Source organism: Micromonospora sp. CNZ322 (assembly GCF_007827755.1).
Map to the genome: position 1 here is coordinate 114,241 of NZ_VITD01000008.1, position 21,628 is coordinate 135,868.

14 protein-coding genes and 1 pseudogene are annotated in these 21,628 nt (G+C 73.3%); 8 read left to right on the top strand and 7 right to left on the bottom strand.

What is annotated here, in order from left to right; genetic code table 11:
* Positions 1 to 129: 129 nt before the first annotated feature.
* Positions 130 to 2,853: a cellulose binding domain-containing protein gene (locus FB453_RS20045; protein ID WP_145792316.1), complete on the bottom strand. Its 2,724-nt coding sequence runs from the start codon at positions 2,851 to 2,853 to the stop codon at positions 130 to 132.
* A 358-nt stretch (positions 2,854 to 3,211) separates the two neighbouring features.
* On the opposite strand from FB453_RS20045, the gene FB453_RS20050 reads away from it, so the two are divergent.
* The 3 genes from FB453_RS20050 (at position 3,212) to FB453_RS20060 (ending at position 5,031) form a co-directional block, all read left to right on the top strand.
* Positions 3,212 to 3,892 carry a BON domain-containing protein gene (locus FB453_RS20050; RefSeq protein ID WP_145792318.1) on the top strand — a complete coding sequence of 227 codons (681 nt, stop codon included), beginning with the start codon at positions 3,212 to 3,214 and terminating at the stop codon, positions 3,890 to 3,892.
* 96 nt (positions 3,893 to 3,988) lie between these two features.
* The gene (locus tag FB453_RS20055; RefSeq protein WP_145792320.1) at positions 3,989 to 4,486 is read left to right on the top strand and encodes a redoxin domain-containing protein; all 498 of its coding nucleotides are present in this window, start codon (positions 3,989 to 3,991) and stop codon (positions 4,484 to 4,486) included.
* A complete protein-coding gene (locus FB453_RS20060) occupies positions 4,483 to 5,031 on the top strand; it encodes a DsbA family protein (protein ID WP_091409221.1) in 549 nt (182 codons plus the stop codon). Before FB453_RS20055 ends, FB453_RS20060 begins: the two co-directional genes overlap by 4 nt.
* Before the next feature lie 5 nt (positions 5,032 to 5,036).
* On the opposite strand, the pseudogene FB453_RS20065 reads toward FB453_RS20060, so the two are convergent.
* A pseudogene (locus FB453_RS20065) lies at positions 5,037 to 7,951 on the bottom strand (winged helix-turn-helix domain-containing protein).
* A gap of 76 nt (positions 7,952 to 8,027) precedes the next feature.
* Here FB453_RS20065 and FB453_RS20070 point away from each other — a divergent pair.
* From FB453_RS20070 to serS, 5 genes are all read left to right on the top strand, one after another.
* Positions 8,028 to 8,468, top strand: coding sequence for a hypothetical protein (locus FB453_RS20070; protein ID WP_486480346.1), 441 nt, complete (start codon positions 8,028 to 8,030; stop codon positions 8,466 to 8,468).
* The gene (locus FB453_RS20075; protein ID WP_145792328.1) at positions 8,465 to 9,613 is read left to right on the top strand and encodes an alcohol dehydrogenase catalytic domain-containing protein; all 1,149 of its coding nucleotides are present in this window, start codon (positions 8,465 to 8,467) and stop codon (positions 9,611 to 9,613) included. Before FB453_RS20070 ends, FB453_RS20075 begins: the two co-directional genes overlap by 4 nt.
* 50 nt (positions 9,614 to 9,663) lie before the next feature.
* A complete protein-coding gene (locus FB453_RS20080) occupies positions 9,664 to 10,860 on the top strand; it encodes a saccharopine dehydrogenase NADP-binding domain-containing protein (RefSeq protein ID WP_145792330.1) in 1,197 nt (398 codons plus the stop codon).
* Between the two features lie 25 nt (positions 10,861 to 10,885).
* Positions 10,886 to 11,968, top strand: coding sequence for a DNA polymerase III subunit beta family protein (locus tag FB453_RS20085; RefSeq protein WP_145792332.1), 1,083 nt, complete (start codon positions 10,886 to 10,888; stop codon positions 11,966 to 11,968).
* Positions 11,969 to 12,065: 97 nt separating this feature from the next.
* Positions 12,066 to 13,352 carry a serine--tRNA ligase gene (gene serS, locus FB453_RS20090; RefSeq protein ID WP_145792334.1) on the top strand — a complete coding sequence of 429 codons (1,287 nt, stop codon included), beginning with the start codon at positions 12,066 to 12,068 and terminating at the stop codon, positions 13,350 to 13,352.
* 150 nt (positions 13,353 to 13,502) lie between these two features.
* Here the strand turns inward: serS and FB453_RS20095 are convergent, their stop codons facing one another.
* The 5 genes from FB453_RS20095 to FB453_RS20115 all read right to left on the bottom strand — a co-directional run bounded on the left by FB453_RS20095 (position 13,503) and on the right by FB453_RS20115 (position 21,473).
* Positions 13,503 to 16,649 carry a discoidin domain-containing protein gene (locus tag FB453_RS20095; protein ID WP_145792337.1) on the bottom strand — a complete coding sequence of 1,049 codons (3,147 nt, stop codon included), beginning with the start codon at positions 16,647 to 16,649 and terminating at the stop codon, positions 13,503 to 13,505.
* Between the two features lie 146 nt (positions 16,650 to 16,795).
* Entirely contained in the window at positions 16,796 to 17,692 is an 897-nt protein-coding gene (locus FB453_RS20100) for a cytochrome c biogenesis CcdA family protein (RefSeq protein WP_486480347.1), read from the bottom strand.
* A complete protein-coding gene (locus FB453_RS20105) occupies positions 17,689 to 18,309 on the bottom strand; it encodes a thioredoxin-like domain-containing protein (protein ID WP_145792340.1) in 621 nt (206 codons plus the stop codon). The genes FB453_RS20100 and FB453_RS20105 overlap by 4 nt, the downstream gene beginning before the upstream one ends.
* Positions 18,310 to 18,360: 51 nt before the next feature.
* Positions 18,361 to 19,824: an NADH-quinone oxidoreductase subunit NuoF family protein gene (locus FB453_RS20110; RefSeq protein ID WP_186718396.1), complete on the bottom strand. Its 1,464-nt coding sequence runs from the start codon at positions 19,822 to 19,824 to the stop codon at positions 18,361 to 18,363.
* Entirely contained in the window at positions 19,824 to 21,473 is a 1,650-nt protein-coding gene (locus tag FB453_RS20115) for a ferric reductase-like transmembrane domain-containing protein (RefSeq protein WP_486480348.1), read from the bottom strand. Before FB453_RS20115 ends, FB453_RS20110 begins: the two co-directional genes overlap by 1 nt.
* Between the last annotated feature and the right edge of the window lie 155 nt (positions 21,474 to 21,628).

Here is a 21,628-nt window from a genome sequence, read left to right on the forward strand (position 1 = left end):
ATCGACTCAGGTCGAGCGGGGCCCGTGGTGGTGCTGGGGTGGACCCGGTCCGCCGGGTGCCGGACCCCTCAGGCGGCCCGGCGGACCGGTGTCTGGTGGTGATCCGGGGTCCCGACCCGGATCACCGGCTCATCGACTCGTGCAGGTGATGGCGGCCGGGGACGTGTTGCGACCGGTCCACGAGCCGAGGAAACCGGCTGTGGTGCTGGCCCCGGCGGCGAGCGTGCCGTTCCAGCCCGTGTCCCGGACCGACACGGCGGCTCCGGTCTGGGTGTGGGTACCGCCCCAGAGCTGGTCGATCCGCTGGCCGTCGGCGAAGGTCCAGCCCAGCGTCCAGCCGGCGATGGGGGCGCTTCCGGCGTTGCGAACCACCAGCTCGGCCTGGAAACCGCCGGACCAGGAGCCGGTCACCCGGTACGTCGCCGTGCAGCCGGCGGACGGCGGCGGCGTGGTGGGCGGTGGCGTCGTCGGCGGTGGCGTCGTCGGCGGTGGTGTGGTCGGCGGTGGCGTCGTCGGCGGTGGTGTGGTCGGCGGTGGTGTGGTCGGGGGCTCGCCGCCCGTGCGGTCGGCGACCAGGATGCCGCGACCGTTGGTGCCGAGGTAGACCCGACCGTAGACGCGCGGATCGCCGGTCAGCGCCTCGGTCGGATTGCCGTACTGGTGGCGGTCGTCGTTGACGCGTACCCATGTCGCGCCGGTGTCGTCGGAGCGGTGCACGCCCGGTTGACCGTTCACAGTGCCGTAGAGGAACACGGCGGGGTTGGTCCGCCCGGGTGCCGCCTTGCCGAAACCGACGTTGCCGGAGGCGCTGACGCCGTCCAGCCTGGTGAAGCTGGCGCCGGCGTCGGTGGAGCGCCACAGACCACCCGGCCCCGCCAGCCACAGTTCGCCGGCTCGGCCCGGCAGCGCCTTGAACCGCACGTCGGCGGTGGGCAGCCCGGTCGCCGCGGTCGGGGTGAAGCTGGCCCCGCCGTCGGTGCTCAGGTAGAAACGCCCGCCGCTGAAGCCGTAGAACCGGGTGGGGTCGACCCGGTCGGACTCGACAGTGGCGTTCGCCGGAATGCCGGTTGACGCTGCCCAGGAGTTGCCGAAACCGACCGAGTGGACGACGCGTTGGCCCGCGTCACCGGGCGCCCAGACGAAGCGGCTGCCGTCGGCGGCGGCGGCCACCGTGCCGCCGAGGTTGACCCCGGACGGTTCGGTGCCCTGGAACCAGGTGGCGCCGCCGTCGGTGGAGAAGGCGACGTGACTGTCATTGGGTCGGTCGGCGTCGGTGAAGTTGCCGGCGCGCACCAGCACCGCAGGCTTGCTCTCGGCGTGGTCGAGGCTGGTGGTGGACGTGAACACCGGCTGGGTGAACAGCATCGACGGAATCGCGTCCAGGTCGGTGTGTCGGAAGCCGCCGACGTCGCCGAGCGCGCTGATCAGGGGTGCACCGCTGGGCGGGCTGATCAGGTCGAGGACGGCGGTCTCCTCCAGCCCCCGGACCATGGGCCGGAGGGTGAACTGACCGCCGGTGTCCCACTTGGTCAGGTCGGTGGTGCCGTAGATGGTGGCGCCGGTGCCGTACATCATGCGGTTGGAGTCGTGCGGGTCGATCTCCACCGACTCGTTCATCCAGCCGAGCTTGGGCGCGTCCTCCGGAGGCGCCGGGTTGAGGCCGAAGGTCAACCAGGGCACCGAGCTGATGTCCATGGTGTAGCGGCGGGACCTCTCCGGGTAGTTGCTGAACTCCCAGATCCGCGTCCAGCTCGCCCCGCCGTCGGTGCTGCGGAAGAAGATGGCGTCCGGCCACCAGGAGACCTGGGTGGCCACCAGCAGGGTGTTCGGGCGAAGCCGATCGATGGTCAGCCCGCTGTAGCCGAAGTAGGCGTCGGCGCTGGTGGAGGGCACCGGGCTGATCCGCGTCCAGGCCCCGGTCGACCGGGTGAACTTCCAGACGTCGCCCTTGCCGCCGTCGTACGGGCCGCCGGTGTCGCTGGTGGCGACGTAGAGGTGACCACCGACCGGGTCGACGACCCCCTTGTGGGCCAGGTAGCCGGTGGGCTGACCGGGGATGCGCGCCCAGGTGACGCCGCCGTCGGTGCTGCGGTAGACCGGGTTCTCCTTGTCCGCCACGCCGACGTAGATGGTCTGCGTGGTGGAGCCGGCGGTGCCGGTGTTCTTGTCGAAACTGACCCAGGTCAGGCCCTGGTTCTGCCCGTTGTAGCCGTTCGGGTCGCTGGGGTCCGCCCGGTAGTTGCCGACGTTGGGGAAGGCGGCGACGCGGGCCCAGGTCACGCCGTGGTCGGTGCTGCGCCACAGCCCGTTGCCGCCCTCGGCGCCGTAGTACACGATGCTGTTCCGGTTGGGGTCGACGGCGAGCCGCTCCCCCATGCCCCGGCCCGGCATGTTGCCGCCGTTCTTGAACGGCAGCTCGGTGGCCTGCCAGGTGGCGCCCTTGTCGGCCGAGCGCAGGATCGCGCCGTTGTTGGGGTCCCAGCCGTTTGTGTACATGCCGACCGCGGCGTACACCCGGTTGGTCTGCACCGGGTCGGTGGCGATGCTGACCACGCCGTTGTAGCCCCACCGGTCGGCGCCGACCCAGTCGAGCAGCGGCGTCCAGGACTGGCTGGCCTGTTCCCAGCGGTACGCCCCGCCGATGTCGGTGCGCGCGTAGATGAGGTTCTTCTCGGTGGGGTTGAACACGATGCCGGGTACGAAGCCGCCACCGCCCACGGGGACGTTCCGCCAGGTGTACGCCTCCGCTGCGGCCGGGGTGGGGGCCGACCCAGCGGCGGTGAACGGGACCACCACGACGGCTGTGGCGGCGGCCAACACGGACACGACCGTGCCGGCGAGACTTCTCCGCATCTGCGGTTCCTCTCGGGATGGAGCCCCGGGGGACGGGGTCGATCGCCTGGGTGACGCCGTGGCCCGGGGGACGAGCACGACGACGGGGACGGGCAGAGCTGCCCTGGCTCCACCACCCGACGCGACGGCTCCCGCGATCGAGGAACGCGATTACCGTAACCGAAAGCGGCTCGCTTTGGAAGCGCTCCCATCATCGATGTTCGTCTCCACTTCCCACCCGTGCCGCCCAGGTCGGGCCGCGCCGTCACCCGATCCGGGCGAGGGCGGCTCACCCGGGGCGGCGGCAGGATCGCAGCACGGCGGACCTCCGGCCGCGGCCAGCACCCGGTCCGCCATCGCAACAGCGGAGGAGGGACAGATGGCCATCGTCAACCGCACCGACCAGGACATCCAGTCCGCCGTGCTCGACGAGCTGACCTGGGAGCCGCGGGTGCAGCCGCACGAGATCGGCGTGACCGTCGCCGAGGGCGTCGTCACCCTGACCGGCCGCGTGGACAGCTACGCCAAGAAGTGGGCCGCCGAACGTGCCGCCCACCGGGTCGCCTCGGTCCGGGCGGTCGCCAACGACGTGGCCGTGCAGCTCACCAGCGGCACCGAGCGCGCCGACAGCGACCTGGCCGCGGCGGCCAGCCACGGGCTGGAGTGGGACGCGTTCGTGCCCATCGAGAAGCTCCAGGTCACTGTCTCGGGCGGCTGGGTGACGCTGCACGGCGACGTCGAGTGGGAGTACCAGCGCCGAGCCGCCGAACGCGCGGTGGCCCGGCTGACCGGCGTACGCGGGGTGAGCAACGGCATCACCGTCCGACCGGCCACCGCGCCGGACGGCCGCAACCTGGCCGACCGGATCGTCGACGCCCTCGCCCGGGCCGGAGCGACAGAGGCCGAACGGATCAGCGTCCGGGTGCACGGCGACACCGCGATACTCGCCGGGTTGGTGCACTCGATGCCCGAACGGGCCGAGGTTGAGCAGGTGGCCTGGTCCGCGCCGGGCATCCGGGAGGTGCAGAACCACATCGCGGTCGCCCCGGTGCTGCGCTGAGCGGGCGCGGGCGCCCGCCCAGCGGGCGCTGAACGGGCGCGGAACCACCCGGGGTGGGTGAGCCGACCTCACCCACCCCGGGAGCAGGCTGGTGGCATGAGTGATCCGAACGGGCTGATCCAACCGGGGCACACCGCGCCCGGCTTCACCCTGCCGGCCACCCCGGACGGGGCTCTGGTGGGGCCCGAGCAGTTCCGTGGCCGACCGGTCGTGCTCGCCTTCTACCCAGCCGACTGGAGCCCGGTCTGCGGTGACCAGATGTCGCTCTACCAGTCGGCGGCTCCCGTCTTCGCCCAGTACCAGGCGGTGGTGCTCGGCGTGTCGGTGGACAGCATCTGGTCACACCGGGCGTTCGCGGAGAGCCGGGGCATCGAGTTCCCCCTGCTGGCCGACTTCGAGCCCAAGGGCGAGGTGGCCCGCAGCTACGGCGCGTACATGGCGAACGGTGAGGCGGCCCGCGCGTTGGTGGTGCTGGACCCGGCGGGGAAGGTGACCTGGAGCTATCTGTCGCCGCCCGACGTCAACCCCGGCGCGGACGGCATCTTCGACGCGTTGGACCAACTCGCCGCCGATCGGAAGGTGATGGCCGGATGAGCACGCCACTGCAGGTCACCGCCCGACTTCGAGACCCGGTGACCACCGACGACCACATCCGGGGGCCGGCCGACGCGGCGGTGACCATCGTCGAGTACGGCGACTTCCAGTGCCAGTTCTGCGGTGCCGCGTACCCGAACCTGCACGAGTTGCTGCGGCAGCGGGCCGACACCGTACGGCTGGTCTACCGCTACTTCCCGATCGCCAACGTGCACCCGTACGCCGAACGGGCCGCCGAGACGGCCGAGGCCGCCGGGGTTCGGGGCCGGTTCTGGGAGATGCACGACTGGCTCTACGAGCATCAGGACCAGCTCGACCCGGTGCACCTCTCGCTCGGCGTCGAGCAGGTCGGGTTGCCGCCGGACGAGTTGAACGCCGAGGTGGAGAACCGCGCGCACGCGGACCGGGTGCGCCGGGACTTCGTGGGGGGCATCCGCAGCGGGGTGAACGGCACCCCGACCCTGTTCGTCAACGGCATCAGGCACGACGGCGGTTACGACCTGCCCGACCTGCTGACGGCCGCGGACGCCGCCGCCAACGCTTGACCCGCTCAGATCAGCCGCAACTCGCGCGCCCGCCGGACCGCCTCACGCCGGCGGGTCGCGTCGAGTTTGCGGTAGATGTTGCGGACGTGGGTCTTCACGGTGTTGACCGAGAGGGACAACTCGCTGGCGATCTCCACGTTGGACAGGATGCTCTGCAGGTAGCGCAGGATGGTCAGCTCCCGCTCGGTGAGCGGCTCGTCGAGCGCGCCCCTCGGCTTGGCGGCCGGCCCGGCGGCACCCTGTTCCGCGCCTCGCACCAGGTCACTGACCAGCGTGAAGTGCGCGGTGCCCGCATCCAGGTGTGCGGCCAGCAGGTCCCGCACGGGTGGTTCGGCGCGGGTGAAGACCCTGCGGCAGCCCTGCGGGCCGGCCAGGTCCAGCGTCTGCTCCAGGATCCGACCCGCCCGACGCCCGTCCCCGGCGCGCTGGGCCAGCACCGCGTCGAGCAGACCGGCGTCCAGGCGTACCGGTAGCGGCCAGGCCGTGGCGGCCGGCGCCTGCCAGTCAGGGAGGGTTCGCTCGGCGGTGGCGGCGTCGCCGGCCAGCAGCTGCACCTTCGCCAATGTCACCGCGAGCACCGGGTCGGCCAACTCGTCGGCGGCGTCGGCCAGCAGGTCGCGGGCGGAGTCCAGGTCGCCCCGCGTGGCCCGCAGTTCCGCCTCGGCGGCCCGCAGCAGACCGCTCAGCTCGTCAGCGGACGGCCGGCCAGCCAGCGCCTCCCGGGCCCGGACGAGCAGCCGCTGGCCGGTCGCCGGGTCGCCGGAGTCGCGGTGCAGCTGCGCCCGGCACAGGGCGGCCACCGTCACCGCCACCGGTTCGTCGAAGGCGGCGGTCAGCCAGTCGTCTCCCACCTCGGGGTCGCCGGCCCAGCTCCCGGTCACGTCGAGCGCCGGGAGGGCGAGGGCGAGATTCGCGCTGGCCTCCTCGGGCTGGTCGCGCAGCAGCGCCACCACGGCGAGAGCCAGATACGCGTGGCCGCAGTCGAGCCGACAGGACCAGCCCCGACAGGGCGGCATGCCGAGCGCGTCCCTGGCCGCCTGCTCGGCTGCCCGCAGCTCGCCGCGCACCGCGAGCAGCAGCGCGGCGCGGCTCGCGGCGACCAGCTCGGTACGCGGCCGACCGGCTTCCCGAGCCGCCGCCCGGGCCCGGACGAACCGGGCGGTGGGCAGCGCCGCGTCGGCCAACTCGACCAGCCCCAACGCGGCGCCGGTGAACGCCCGCAGGTCCAGGTCGTCGGCGGCGCCACCACCACCGGCCGTCGGGGCGGAACCGGCCACGCCGGTCGGCAGCCGGGTCGGCGTGGCTTCCGCCGGGCGGGTGCGCAGTAGGCGAGCGGCGGCGGCCCGGACCTCGGTGCGGTCGTCGGCGAGCCGGGCCACTGTCAACTCCAGCGCGGTCACCAACCGCAGGAACCGGTCCCGGCGCGGCACCGGCAGGCCAGCGGCGTGCCCGGCGGCGGTCCGCAAGTGACCGCTGGCGGCCGGCAGGTCACCGGCGTACGCGCGCTCGGCGGCGCAGGCCAACGCCACCTCCGGGTCGGCGCGGATCACCTCCGCTGGCGGCGGCGTGGGTGCCGGTGCGTGCATCGGGTCCCGGTCGTAGCGGGTCAACTCCGGCCAGTGGGCGACGAACAGGTCACCGGCCAGGTCCCAGCGGCCGGCGGCCAGGGCGTGCCGCAGAGCGTCGGCGGGCCGGCCGTCGCCCGCGTACCAGTCGGCGGCGCGAACGTGCAGCTCGCGTAGCTCGTCGGAGGGCAACCGGGCGAGGTCGGCGCGGAGCAGGTCGGCGAGCAGGGACTCGTACCGGTACCAGGGCGGCCGGGTGTCCTGCCGGTGCAGCAGACCACCGGCCCCGGCCAGGTCGGCCAGCACCTGCCCGGCGTCGGCGCGGCCGGTCAGCGCCTCGGCCAGGTCGGCGCAGACGGTGTCGACGACGGCGGTACGTCGCAGCAGATCCTCCTCGGCCGGGTCGAGCGTCGCCAGCACCTCCTCGTGCAGGTAGCCGGCGATCTCCGGTTGGTCTCCGCCGAACTGCCCCACCCAGCGCTCCGGGTCGGGCTGTCCGCGTACCGCCAGGGCGGCGATGCGCAGCGCGGCCGGCCAGCCGCCGGTGCGCTCCCGCAGCCGGTGCACGGCGGTCGCCGGCAGCGCGGCGCCATGGGCGGTGAGCAGGTCGGCCACCTCGTCGTCGGTGAACGCCAGCTCGTCCGGGCCGATCTCGGTCAGCTCGCCGGCGAGGCGGAGCCGGTGCAGTGGCAGGTGCAGTCCGGCCCGCGCGCCGATCACCAGGCGGAGCCGCCGCCCGGCATGCCGCAGCAGGAACTCCAGGCCGGTCAACGCCCCCGGGTCGGCGACCCGGTGCAGGTCGTCCAGGATCAGCAGCACCGGCCGATCGGCGGCGGCGAGCGTGGCGGCCAGCGCCTCCAACTGGTCGGGCCGCGGCGGCCGGTCGGGCACCGGGCCGCCCTCCGTCGCCCCGGTCGCCGAGCGCAGCGCCGCGGCGAGGTACGCCCAGAGCCGGTCGGAGTCGTCGCCGGACTCCACCGACATCCACGCCGACACCGGGCCGTCAGCCGACGAGACCGACAGGTCGCCCGAGTCGGGCACGATCGCGCCCGGCTCCACGTCGGGTGGCGCGCCGCCCAGCCGCATCCAGGAGGCGAGCAGGGTGGTCTTGCCCCAGCCGGCGGGGGCGGCCACCAGGGTGACCGGTCCCGTGCTGCCCTCGTCCAACCGGCGCAGCAGGCGGGGCCGGGCGACCACCGGTTCCGGCGGCACGGCCGGCGTCAGCCGGGACGCCAACAGCGGTGGCCCCGGTGCCGATTCGACGCGTACGTGATCCTGTTCCGGCACCCAGCCCCACCCCCACCACGCGCTCCGCCCCCGGTCGGCGAGCGGTTACCCGACACGGGCCGGTTCACCCCTTCCGGGCGAGCGCGCTTCACCCGGGTGCGACCGACGATCGGGGGACGTGAACCGGGAGGACGGGTGGTACCCATGGGACGGCTGGCGCGGGCGGGACCCGCTCTGGGCGGCGCGGCGCTGGCCGGGGCGGCGCGGCTGCTGCGCGTACCCCATCGGGGTGCCCGGCCCGGCGCGGACGGCGACGCTGCCGCGCCGGCCCGCTGGGAGGTGGTGACCGTCGACCGGCCGCCGGAGCAGGTGCTTCCGGAGGGCCACTGGCCGGAGCCGCTGCGCCGCCTGGACGGGGCGGTGGAGGTGCGGGTGCGCCCGGCGCCCGGTGACCGGGGCACCGAGCTGGCCGCCCGGCCGCTGGCCGGCGTCACCCCGCCCACCGGGCTGGCCGCACATCTGGTCGGCGACGACCCGGCTCTGCTGGTCCGCCGGACCCTGCGCCAGATCAAGCAACGGGTGGAGGCCGGTGAGGTGCTCCGCGCGGACCGGTCCGCGCTGGACCGCCCCGAGGTCCACGGGTGAGAGCGCTGTGTTGGGTGGCCGCCGACGAGCTGGCCGTACGCGAGGTCCCCGACCCGGAGCTGCGCAACGAGCGTGACGTCATCGTCCGGGTGCGGCGTAGCGCCACCTGCGGGGGCGACCTGCCGCTGCTGGCCGGCCGGCACCCGCTGCTGCGGCCCGGCGACGTGCTCGGCGCGGAGTTCCTGGGCGAGGTGGTGGAGGTCGGCCCCGGGGTCCGCCGACATCGCGCCGGCGACCGGGTGGTCGTCGGCGCGAGCGTGGCCTGCGGCGGTTGCTGGTACTGCCGGAAGGGCCTGCACTCCTGCTGCGACAACGCCCATGCCGACCTGGCCACCGCCGACCCCGACTGGGTTCGCTCCGACGCCGGCTGTTTCGGCCGGCCCCGGGCGGCGGGCGGTTTCGCGGGTGGCCACGCGGAGTACGTGCGGGTGCCGTACGCCGACGTGAGCGCCTTCCGGGTGCCGGACGCCGTCGACGACGACCGGGCGGTGTTCGCCGCGGACGTGGCGCCGACCGGGTGGCTCGCCGCCGAGTTGGGTGCGGTGCGCCCCGGCGACGTGGTGGCGGTCTGGGGTGCCGGGGCGGTTGGTCAGTTGACCGCCCGGGCGGCGGTGCTGCGCGGCGCCGCCCGGGTGCTGGTAGTGGACCGGCACGAGGAGCGGTTGCGGATGGCCGAGCGGCATTCCGACGCCGAGCCGCTCGACTACCGCTGCACCGACGTCGCGGCCGAACTGCGCGACCGTAGCGGTGGGCGTGGACCGGACGTGTGCGTGGTGGCGGTCGGCACGCCGCCGGCCCGGTCGAGGGCCGACCGGTTCGGTGGCCAGCACGCCGACCGACCGGACGCGCTGCGGGAGGCCGTGCACGCGTGTCGCAAGAGCGGCGTGGTGGTGGCGCTCGGCGGCACGGGCGGGTTCGTCGACGCGTTCCCGCTGGGTGCGCTGACCGAGCGGCGGCTCACGCTGCGCGGCGCCGGTCGACCTGATCTGCGGGACGTGCCGATGCTGCTGGACCGGATGGCCCGTGACGAGCTGCGGACCGAGCACCTGGCCACCCACCGGCTGCCGTTGGCGCAGGGCCCCGAGGGGTACGCGCTGTTCCGGGACCGGGCCGACGGCTGCGTACGCGCCGTGTTCACGCCGTGACCGCCTCCTCGTGATCGCTGATCGGCGACCACGAATGGCAGACTCTGAGGATGACTGGCGAGCGAACGTACGACGTGGTGCTGTTCGGGGCGACCGGGTTCACCGGCGGCCTGACCGCTGAGTACCTGGCCCGACACGCACCGGCCGAGCTGCGCTGGGCGCTGGCCGGGCGCAACCCGCAGCGCCTCGCCGCCGTACGGGACCGGCTCGCTGCGATCGCCCCGAGCCTGGCCGACCTGCCGCTGCTCACCGCCGACGTGACCGACGCCGACTCCCTGCGGGCGGTGGCGGAGAGCGCCCGGGTGGTGGCCAGCACTGTCGGCCCGTACATCCACCACGGGGAACCGCTGGTCACGGCCTGCGCGCAGGCCGGCACCGACTACCTGGACATCACCGGCGAGCCGGAGTTCGTCGACCTCATGTACGTGCGCCACCACGCCGAGGCGACACGCACCGGCGCACGGCTGGTGCACGCCTGCGGCTTCGACTCCGTCCCGCACGACCTGGGCGTCTGGTTCACAGTCAAGCAGCTGCCCGCCGACGTCCCGATCACCGTGGACGGGTACGTGCGTGCCGGCGGCCGGTTCTCCGCCGGCACCTACCACTCGGCGCTCACCGCGTTCTCCCGCACCGGGCAGGCCAGCCAGGCCGCCCGGGCCCGCCGGGCGGTCGAGCCGCGCCCCACCGACCGACGGGTCCGGGCGGTGCCCGGCCGGCTGGCCCGCTCGGCGGAGCTGGGCATCTGGACCGTGCCACTGCCGACCATCGACCCGCAGGTGGTCCGCCGCTCGGCCGCGGCCCGCCCGGAGTACGGCCCGGACTTCCGCTACCGGCACTTCGCCGCCGTGAAGCGGCTGCCCACAGTGCTGGCCGGCGCGGCCGGTCTCGGCGCGCTGATCGGGCTGGTGAAGCTGCCGCCCAGCCGTCGCTGGCTGCTCGGCCGGCTCGCGTCCGGGCAGGGGCCCACCGCCCAGCAGCGAGCGTCGTCCTGGTTCCGGGTCCGGTTCGTCGGCACCGGCGGCGGGCAGCGGGTGGTCACCGAGGTCGCCGGCGGTGACCCCGGCTACGACGAGACGGCGAAGATGCTGGCCGAGTCGGCGCTGTGCCTGGCGCTCGACGACCTGCCGCCGACCGCCGGCCAGCTCACCCCGGTCGCCGCGATGGGTGACGCGCTGCTCGACCGGCTCGTCCGGGCCGACCTCATCTTCCGGGTGCTCAAGCAGGAGACGCGGGAGCCGGCGGCTTGACCCTCAACCGGGTCGAGGGGGCAGGATGCCCAGCGTGAGCGACCTGCACAGCATCGGCGAGCTGGCCCGGGCCAGCGGCCTGACCGTCAGCGCACTGCGCTTCTACGACTCGGCGGGGGTGCTGGAGCCGACCCTGGTCGACCCGGTGACCGGCTACCGCTGGTACACGGAGGGGCAGATCGCCCCGGCCCGGCTGGTGGCCGGGCTGCGCCGGATCGGCATGCCGGTGCCGGAGATCGCCGCTGCGGTACGCGCCGAGCCGGCCGTGGTGCACCAACTGCTCGACGCACACCTGCGCCGGCTGGCCGACGGGCTCAGCGACGCCCGCCGCGAGGCCGACCGGCTCCGGGCCCTGGTCGACCCCGCCCCGTCGACCGCCACCACCCTGCTGGTCTCCCCCGCCGCCCTGGCCGCCGCGCTCGACGCGGTGCGCTTCGCCGTCGGCGTCGACCCGGAGCTGCCGATGCTCGCCGGCGTGCTGTTCGACGTGGAGTCCGACGGCGTCCGGCTCGTCGCCACCGACCGGTACCGGCTCGCGCTGGCTCGGGCCGCGGCCGACGTCGACGGACCGCCGGTGCGGGTGTTCGTGCCGGTGGCTCTCGTCGACCAGCTCCGGCCACTGCTCGACACCGCCGACGCCTGGCCGGTACGGCTGACAGTGGCGGGCGCGGACCTGCGGGTGCGGGTGACCGACCGCACGCTGACCGGTGCCGCCCTGCCGTACGACTTCCCGGACTACCACCGGCTGCTGCGCAAGTCCGTCGGTGAGCGGCCGACCGCGCGCCGGATCCCGGTGGACGTGGCCGCGCTGCGCGCCGCGCTGGCCGACCCGGCGGCCCCCACTGTCGCCCTCGACCACGACGGCACGACCCGGGCGGTCACAGTGCTCGGCGTCGACGACCGGGGCGGGCTGCGGCTGCTTCCCGCCGCCGACCTGGGCAGCGACGCGCTGCGGGTCGGGGTGGACGGTGGTTACCTGCTGGACGCGCTGAACGCGGCCGGCGCGCCGCAACTGGTGTTGGAGCTGGACGGGCCGATCGCCCCGCTGGCCGTACGCCGACCGGACGACGCGGACACCTACTCGGTGCTCATGCCGATCCGGCTCTGAGTCGGCGGCCAGCACTCCCCGTCCGGGGAGGAAAAGCCCGCGACGGTAGCATCTGGTGGTTCACCTGTGAACCCCGGACGGAGGCGTACGGAGCAGCATGCTCGACATGGAGTTGATCCGGAAGGATCGCGAGGCGGTGGCGACCGCGCTGGCGAAGCGCCTGGATCCCGCCGAGGTCACCCGTGCCCTGGACGAGATCCAGCGGCTCGACCAGGAACGCCGCGCCCTGATCACGGAGATCGACGCCGAGCGGCAGCGCCGCAAGGCCGAGGCCCGGGCGTACGCGCAGGCGAAGCGGGCCGGCGAGGAGCCGCAGGCCGCCGCGCCGGAGGCGGAGCGTAAGCAGCTCGCCGAGCTGGAGTCCCAGCTGGACGAGGTGCAGGCCCGGCTGCGCGACGCGATGAGTGAGCTGCCCAACCTGCCCAGCGACGACGTCGTGGCCGGCGGCAAGGAAGCCAACCGGGTGGTGAAGACCTTCGGCGAGCCACCGGTGATCGAGAAGGTCCGCGACCACGTGGAGCTGAGCCGCGCGTTGGGCCTGGTCGACTACGAGCGCGGGGTCAAGCTCGGCGGGTCCGGTTTCTGGATGTACACCGGGGTCGGCGCCCGGCTGGAGTGGGCGCTGCTCAACTACTTCGTCGACCAGCACATCAAGGCCGGTTACGAGTTCCTGCTCCCGCCGCACCTGCTGCTGGATTCGGCCGGCTTCGCCGCCGGGCAGTTCCCCAAGTTCTACGATGACGTCTACCACCTGGACTCGGCGTCCGCCCCGCGTGGCCAGTTCCTGCTGCCCACGTCGGAGACGGCGATCCTCGGCGCGTACCAGGACGAGATCCTGGAGACCCCGAAGCTGCCGCTGAAGGCGTTCGCCTACACCCCGTGCTACCGGCGGGAGTCGGCCGGCTCGCACTCGGACGAGCGCGGCACGGTGCGGGGGCACCAGTTCAACAAGGTGGAGATCTTCCAGTTCACCCTTCCGGAGCAGGCCGACGCGGCGCTGGAGGAGATGCTCACCCACGCCGAGAGCCTTGTCGAGGGGCTGGGTCTGCACTACCAGCGCACGCTGCTCTCGGCCGGTGACGCCAGCGCCTCGATGAAGAAGACCCTCGACATCGAGGTGTGGATGCCGAGCACCGGCAAGTACAAGGAGGTGTCGTCGGTCTCCTGGGCCGGCGACTACCAGGCTCGTCGGGCGGCCATCCGTTACCGCGAGCCGGGCGGCAAGCAGACGCGCTTCGTGCACACCCTCAACGGGTCGGCGCTGGCCACCAGCCGGCTCTTCCCGGCCATCCTGGAGCAGTACCAGCAGGCCGACGGCAGCGTCCTGGTCCCCAAGGTCCTCCAGGACCGCCTGGGCACCGACCGTCTGACCCCGCTGCGCTAGCTGGAGGACAACGCTCCCCGCATCTGGTCGACGGCGGCGGGACTGATGCCTTGGCACCAGTCCCGCCGCCGTCCACTCGGCCGAGTGTGACACCGTGGTCGATCCCGACGCTGAGCTGTTCCGGCTCCGGCGCGGACGTGCGGTGCCGGTTCAGGCAGCGAACACCTCCGCGTGGGTCAGTCGGGCGTCACCGGGCTGCCAGTCGGGGACCGCGATCGCCACGTACCGCCCGGAGGACCTGGTCGAGATGGTGGTCTCGGGTCGCGGCTTCGGGACCGAGGCGACCGCTACATAGCCGAGCCCGTCGGCAGAGGTGGCTACGGTGATCGGCCGCCGCCGACCGGGAGTCCAGGTCAGGCGGACCGATGCCAGATCCTGGAGCGATCCGAGGTCGATCACCATTCGGCCGGTCGGGCCGGGTTGCCAGGCGGTACCGGGGTCGCCGTCGACGGCGGCCGACGGGTCGGTCATGCCAGCCGGGAGCGGTGACGTCGGGTAGGTCGTCCGAGACCGGGCCAGGTCGCTGGTTGGCGTCACCGTCCCGCCCGCGAACGCGACGTCCCGGCTGCGTCCAGCGGGTACCGTCACCCGCCGTCGGTCACCGCCGGCCGCGGACTCCAGCTGCACCATCACGATGTGCTCGGCGGGTGCGGTGATTCGCAGGTGGTGCGAGTCGGTGACGTCGAACCGGGTACCGGCGGGAATCGACTTCGCCGGTCGTACCGCGGTCGCGGTGAACCGCGGCGGCTCAACGCGTGCGGTGGCGGCGGCAAGGTCGACCTGGTAGCTGGTGGTCCCGGATCCGGTGACCTGGCTTCCGTGGTACAGCCGCAGCGTGGCGTGCTGCGACAGGGTGACGGCCGCCGTCGTGATGTCGTCGTCGGACAGGTTGAACAGGCTCAGGTATCCGTCCGCGTCACTCGCCCGCAACGCCTCCGGACCGCCATCGGGCAGGGTTCGAGACGCCACGGCGGCCAGGGCCGACCTGCTCGCGCCCGTGTACCCCTCGATGATCAGCCGAGTGCTGCCGGTGGCCGGTCCGCTGGACAGGGTGACGGTGGTGGCGGTCACTGTGATCGGATTCTGGCCGTTGTGGACTACCAGACCCGCTCGTCCGTCGACGTCCAGCCAGGAGCCGGCGATGGTCGGGCTGTCCGGCACGACCGCCGCGTCGCTCCAGTTGGTGCCGTCCAGAGAGGTCTGGATGACGTACCTGGTGCCGTACGCGGCCTCCCAGTCCAGGCGTACGCCGCTGATGTCGATGGACTCGCCCAGGTCGACAGCGAGCCAACTGTCCGCGCGGCCGCGTTCCTCCCGGGCGACCGCCCAGCGGGTGCCGGAGTTGCCGTCGGTCGCGTTCGGTGCGGGGTAGGCGGGGTCGGCGGACGAGGCCGTGGTGGGCCGGCCGGTGGCGAGGTCGATCCCGCCGGCGTCGAGCACGGCGAAGGCGAACAGCGAGTAGCCGTACTGGTTGACGGGTGATCGGCCGAGCATCCGCACGTACCTGGCTGGACGAGGCGCAAAGCTGATCTGGTCGGTTCCGCCGTCGCCGAGGCCCTGTTGTCCAGCCAGGGTGACGGACCCCTGTTCGCCGGTGAAGGTGCGGGTGCCGGTGAGCCCGGGTACACCGGGCATGTCCAGGTTGAACAGGGTGAGCGCGCCCTCATCGGCACCGATGCCGGTGGTGGCGTACACGACCGTACCGGTGGGCAGCGTGACGTATCCCGCGGTGCCGCCGCCGACGCGTAGAACGGTGGCGGTGGCGTCGAGACCGTCCCGGGCCATGGTGTACGCAGCGGAGGTGCGGTCGAGGACCGGCGCCGACTGCCTCGGCAGCAGCGAGGCGGCCCGGGTGTCGAACAACCAATTGTCGTGGGCGGGGGCCCACAGGAACGAGACGTACCCGGTCTTGCTGACCGCCGCGGCGAAGGCGGTCGGGGTTTGCTGGGCGGTCAGCCCGGCCTGCTCCCCGAAGTCCCGGGTGCCCGCCGCCGCCGCGAAGAACGTGGTGCTGGCGACCGGCTCGACCACGCCGCCGTTGGCTGCCCGCCAGGAATGGAAGAGATAACTGATGGCGAGTTCGGCCCGGGCCTCGGGCTCGTACTTCGGCTCGCCGCTGAACTTGGTGAGCCGATACTCGGGCGGGTAGTTCAGGTAGGGCATGAGCCGGTCGGCGAGGTCCGCCTCGGCCCGGGCGGCGTGCCGGTCGCCCTGGACCTGCGCGAGGAAGGCGAGTGGCAGGACATCACGGCCGTACAGGTGGTAGCGGTCCGCGACCATCGGCATGAAGGGTTCGCCAGCATCGCTGGCCAGCAGCCGCATGGTCCGCCACAGTTGGGCGGCGCTGGGCTGCCGGGTGAGTGCCTCGGGGAGCGGTTGGCCGGCGGTCAGGAAGTGCGCACTGGTACGACCCGCAGTGCGCCACAGTTCTTCCTGGTAGTGCGGGCCGAAGGAGCCGTGATTCTCGACGAGGAACGTGTCGTGGATGTTGTGCGCGGTGTTCCAGTCCGCGACCGCCCGCTCGTCGACGACGGCGGGGTTGGCGCGGTCGGCTGCGGGTAGTCCGGTGGCGTTGAGCGTCCACGTCAGGAACCGCTCGCGCCACGCCGCGGCTGCGGGGTCGTCAGTCGCCCAGGCCAGGCCGGGCGCGATCGCCTGGGCGTAAACCCCCATCTCCTCGAGCTTGGTGTCACCGATCCAGCCACCGGTGAGGCCGTTCGGCGTCCAACTGCCACTCAGCGGGTCGTTACCGGTGCCGAGGGAATGGGCGTACGCGGCCTGCCCGCGGGCGATGCGGTCAACGTTGTTGCGGGTCACCTCGTCCAGTTCGGACCACAGCAGTCGGGCGGCCAGGACGAAGTACAGCTCGAAGGTGCTGTCCCAGAAGAGCTGTCGGCCCCACTCGGTGCCGCCGGCGAGCCGGTTGGTGGCCGCAAATCGGCGGATGGTGGCGACGGTACGGGCCTGGAGCGTGTCCCGGTCGACGCCTGCGGCCGCCGGGTCGTACCCGGGCGATATGAGCAGGACCGCGTTACCGAGGACGACCGCGAACCTGAAGTCCGCGAGGCGGTATGCGTTGATCGCCGGATCCCATTGCTCCTCGGCCCATCGGGTGTGGGCGAGCAGCAGCGCATGGTAGGTGTTGGCAACCGGGCCGGTGGCCGCGGCGTATGACGTGGTGGCGGCTGGCGCGGCTTGGGCGGTGGCGGTGGGTCGGGCGACGGCGAGTCCAGCGCCGACGGCGCTGCCAAGGATGAGGAGCCGCCGCCTGCTCAACTCGAATTCGGATATACGCATGGTGGTCCTTCGGTGTGACAACGTTGTCAGACAGACTCTGACGATCGTTTCCGGATGTCAAGACCAACGTCGTTGCCTCAGGGCTTCGGCCGGCGGGAGTTCCGGTACCGCAAGAAACCCCCGCCTTCCGGCCGTCGATCATGAAGTTATTGCCCGTCGCCTCGGCGTGTCGTGGCAATAACTTCATGATCAACGAGGCTGAGTGGGGTGCGGAGGCGGTGGCTGCGGGCCCGGGTCAGGGCTGCCAGGATCAGCAGGGCCGCCAGGGTGGCCAGGAGCAGGGCCGGGCCGATGGCGTCCAGGGCGTTGGACAGGGTTCGTTGTAACTGGGACGCCGCCTGGATGACCGGGTCGTGCAGGGCATCGCGGCGGCCGGCGGCCAGCCGTAGCTCGTACCAGCCGTACCAGGCGACGTAGCCGCCGGCGACCAGCAGCATCAGGCCACTGAGGCGGGGCACCAGCGCGCCCGCGACGCGCAGCCGGGCCACCAGACCGTCGCGAAGCAGCGCCACCCCGAGCGCGGCGACAGCTACCACCAAACCCATCCCGAGGGCGTACGCACCGAACAGCGCCAACCCCTGACCGGTCGAGCCGGCCTGGAGGCTGGTCACCACGATGGCCAGGAACGGCGCGATGGCGCAGCCGAGTGACGCCAGCGCGTACGCCGCGCCGAACAGCGCCATCGACGGCCAGGACCGGGTCAGCCGGGGTGCCCGGGCGGACCAGCCCGGGGCGGGCAGCCGCCGACCGGCGAGCAACCAGCAGCCGGCCACCACCAGCAGCACACCGAGCGCCACGGTCAGCCACGGCAGCCGGGGCCGCAACCAGCCGGCCAGCGGCGCGAGCGCCAGGCCGAACGCGCCGAACACCAGCACGTACCCCACTGTCAGCCCGGCCGCCGCGGTGAGCGCGCGGCCGACCGCGCCGCGGGTGTCCGACCCGGCGACCAACAGCGAGAGGTACGCGGGCAGCAACGCGAAGCCGCACGGGTTGACAGCGCCGAGCATGCCGGCGGTCAGCGCGAGCAGCAGGGCGGCGGTCACGCCCCGGCCAGTGCGGCGACCTTGGCGGTGAGCGCCTCACCGTCGAGGAAGCCGTGATGGACGACAGTGCCGTTCCGGTCGATGATCACGAAGATGCTCTGCTCGGTCACCTTGAACCGCTTCCAGAGCGCGCCCTTGGTGTCCTCGATCTGCCGAGTCGCGCCGAGGTCGAACTCGGTGACGAACTCCTTCATGGCCTTCCGCTCGCCCAACCCGGCGACGCCGACGATCGGCACGGTGTCCCGGTACCTGGGTTCGATCTCGGCCACCGTCCAGGCCTGGCTGGCGCAGGTGGCGCACCACGGCGCCCAGAACCACAGCACCACCGGTTTGCCGGCGAGCTGTGCCGCGTCGAACGCGGCCCCACCGAGCGTGGTCCCGGTGAAGCGCAGCACGTCCGGGACCTGCGCCGCGGGTGGTCCGCCGGTCGGGGTGGGCGGGGCGTCGCCGGGCGTGGGCGGAGCCCCGGTCGAGGCCGGGGCCGATCCGGCGGCGGCGGGCCCACCCGGCGCGGTGCCGGTGCAGGCGGCAACACCGAACAGGGCCACCGCGAGCGCCCCGGCGGTGGCGGCACGGCGAAGCTGCCCGGCCTCTCTCCACGCCCTGCTGATCCGCATCCGCTTCTCCGTTCCGGTCCGGAAGGGACCCATGCTGGGCCTGACGCTTCGCTATTCGGCCTTGGCGAGTCGGAGAGCCAGCTCCGGGCAGACCTTGACCGCCTTCAACGCGCCCTCGCGCAGCCAGGTCGGCACGGGAGTGGCCGGGAAGGCGGGATATCCGTTCGCGTCGAGCCGGATGAAGTCCGGTACGACGTGCGCGCACAGGCCGTGCCCGTCGCAGCGGGACCAGTCCAGCGTGAGCTTCTGCGGATTCGCGTCCGGTGCGCCCGGCAGCCCCATCACGCCCTTGACCCGTCGGCCACAGCCGTCGCCGGTGCTGTGCAGCCGCAGATCCTCGGCGAAGACCTCGATCGCGGAGAGCGCGAAGCGGGCGGTGCCGTCCGGGTGGCTGCACGCGCCCCGGCCCCTCACCTCGCCCGCGGCGGCGCGCACCACGTCCGCCGGTTGGCTGCCGGCGACGGCCAGGTCCACGGCGCGGGCCAGGTCCGGCAGGCCCATCTTGCACGGCCCGCACTGGCCGGCGGACTCGCCGGCCAGGTAGCGCACCACCTGGGCGGCCTCACCGAGCGGGCAGGTGTCGACACCGAGCGGGACGATGATGCCCGCGCCGAGGGTGCCGCCGACAGCGGCCAGGCCCTTGCGGGAGACCTCGGCCTTCTCCGCCGCCTCCGGGGTGATCCACTTGCCGTGGTAGCCGCCCATCAGGATGCCCTGGACGTCCGGCACCTCGCACAGGTCGAGGACGTCGCGCAGCGGCATGCCGGCTGTGCACTCCACCACCGCCGGTCGGCCCGCCGCGCCGGTCACGGTGAGCAGCACGGTGCCCGGCTCGTCGTCGGTGCCGAGCGCCGCGTACTCGTACGGGCCCAGTCGGGCGCCGACGGCGAGCTGGGCGTACGTCTCGGCGTTGGACAGCAGGGTGGGCAGGCCGCTGACCCCGGAGTCGCTGGAGCGCTTCTTGGTGCCGGGCGGGATGTGCGGCAGCCCGTTGATCCCGTTGACCAGTGCGCCGCCCTCGCCGGAGATGAACCTGTGCGGCACTGTGACGATCGTCGTCTGCACCGGCATCCGGCGCTCTTCGAGGGCATCCATCAGCGAGTCCCGGCCGACCCCGTCGTCCGCCACGCCGATCACGATCTCGTCGGCGTCCAGCGCGTACGCGGCCAGCGCCGCCCCGTCCAGGATCAGGTGCGGGGCGCGGGTCAGTAGGACCTTGTCCTTCCAGCTGGCCGGCTCCCCCTCGGTGGCGTTGACCACCACCACGGCGGCGAGGTCCTGCCGCTCGCAGGACTCCAGCACCGCGCGCAGTTTGCGGGCGAACGGGAAACCCGCTCCGCCCTTGCCCTTGAGCTGCATCCCCTCGGCGAGCTGGAGCAGCTGCGCCGGCTCCATCGGGCCGATCGGTCCGTGCACCTCCTCGTGCGCGAGCAGGTCGAGCCGGCCGTACTCGGCGAAGCCGGCGGTGAGCCGCGGTTCACCCACACAGGCGACCGGCGGCACGGCGGTCCGCATCACTTCGCCTCACCCCGCAGCCCGGCCCAGTACGCCCCGTCCACCGCGTCAGCGCTGGCCTTGCGGCGCTTGGACTTGCCCTCGCCGGCTGCCCGTCGAGCACGGCGGGACGCCAGGTCGACAAGGGTCGGGGTGTCGTCGACCGGCGGTGCCACCTCGTCCGGCACGTACCGGGCCGGCGGACGCCAGTAGTCGGGCTCCTCGGGCAGGTCGTCCTCGGCGCTGTGCCGGCCGCTGCCGCTGCGCGGCGCCGACGAGATCGGGCTGCTGGAGATCGGGCCGGCCGAGATCGGCTCGACGGAGATCGGGCCGGCGGAGATGGGCTCGTCGGCCTGCCACCGGCGTGGACTGTCCCACGGCTCCTCGGCGTCGTCGAGGGTCGACCGCGGCGGCGCTGAGTAGCGGCTGCCGTCGTCCTCGCTGCGGGACCGGCGGCGGGACCGCTCAGAGGTGGGCTCGTCGGCGCGTCGCCGGTCGTTCGGCACTGCCTCGTCGCGGGTGCGGGAGCCGCGCCGCCGGGTCACCGGCTGCTCCAGCTCCTCCTCGTCGCGTCGGAACGTGCCGGTGTCCTCCACGCTGCGGCGGGCCGATCGGCTGGCAGTGGTCTCCTCGGCCCGCCGGCTGCGCGAGGACCGTTCGGTGTCGCGGCGGGCCGCCGGCTCCTCCTCCCGCCGACGCCGGCTGGGCCGGGTCGGCTCGACGAGGGAACCGGGCTCGGGCACCACCGGGACGGTGAACCGTTCCGGGTCACGTCGCGCGGCCGGCGCGGCCCAGGTGGCGGTGGTGGTCTCCGCCCAGGCGGGACGCTTGTCCGCGGCCTTGCTGCGCCGACCCAATCCGGCCAGCAGCGATCGGGCGGTCTTCGCCTCCTCGGCCCGGCCTGCCATCACCGCGTTGCGCACCGCGGCCTGGTGCTGCTCGCGGCTGCGCCGACCGATGGTGACCGAGAACCGGACCAGCAGGGCAAGCACCACCAGCAAAATGCAGCCGAGGTAGCTGAACGCCACCCAGGGCGCTGCGGCCCGACCGGCGTTGAGGCCGTGAAAGACAGCGAACGGCCAGGCCAGGTACGCGGTGGAGTGCAGCGTGCGCCACAGCCACTTCGGACCGACGCCCGCGAAGCGGGCCCTGATGATGCCGGTCCAGATCACGCTGACCATCAGCAGCGCGGCCACCGTGCCGAGCCCGACGTAGAGCCCCCGGCCGCCGACGAACGGCACCAGCGCGTCGGTCGCCGCCGCCCGCCCGGTGGCGACCTTGGTGAGGACGTGGAAGCCGAGCCCGGCCACGCCCAGCACGCCGGTGGCCCGGTGCGCGGACTGCATCAGCACCCGGTGCGAGATGCGCAGCACCAGCCGGTCGGTGGCGAGCAGGCCGAGCATCACGGTGAGGCTCAACGCCACCAGGGAGACCACCCCGGCGAAGAACTCGGTGAAGAAGAAGCCGTACGCGTACGCCGTCTGACCGACACCGGTCAGCATGATCGCCGCCCAGAGCGCGGCGAGCACCGACGCGATCAGCAGGGCGCTCGCCGACCGCGACGGGGTCCGCACCCCCCGACTGCTGGCGCTGGTCCGGACCGTCGCCGCCTTCTTGTCCTGCTGTGCCCGGGCCATCTGCTCCTCGATCGTCTCGCGGCGGCGTACCACCGGCCGACCCCTGCTCCCCCATCCAGTACGGACCGGCGGGGCGCGCGGATCACCCGCCGACAGAAATTTCTGGGCCGGAATCGAACCGAGGGGTGCGGCCGTGCGTTGTACCCGCCCCACCCAGCGGTCCGGACAGTGACGAATGTCCATGCATT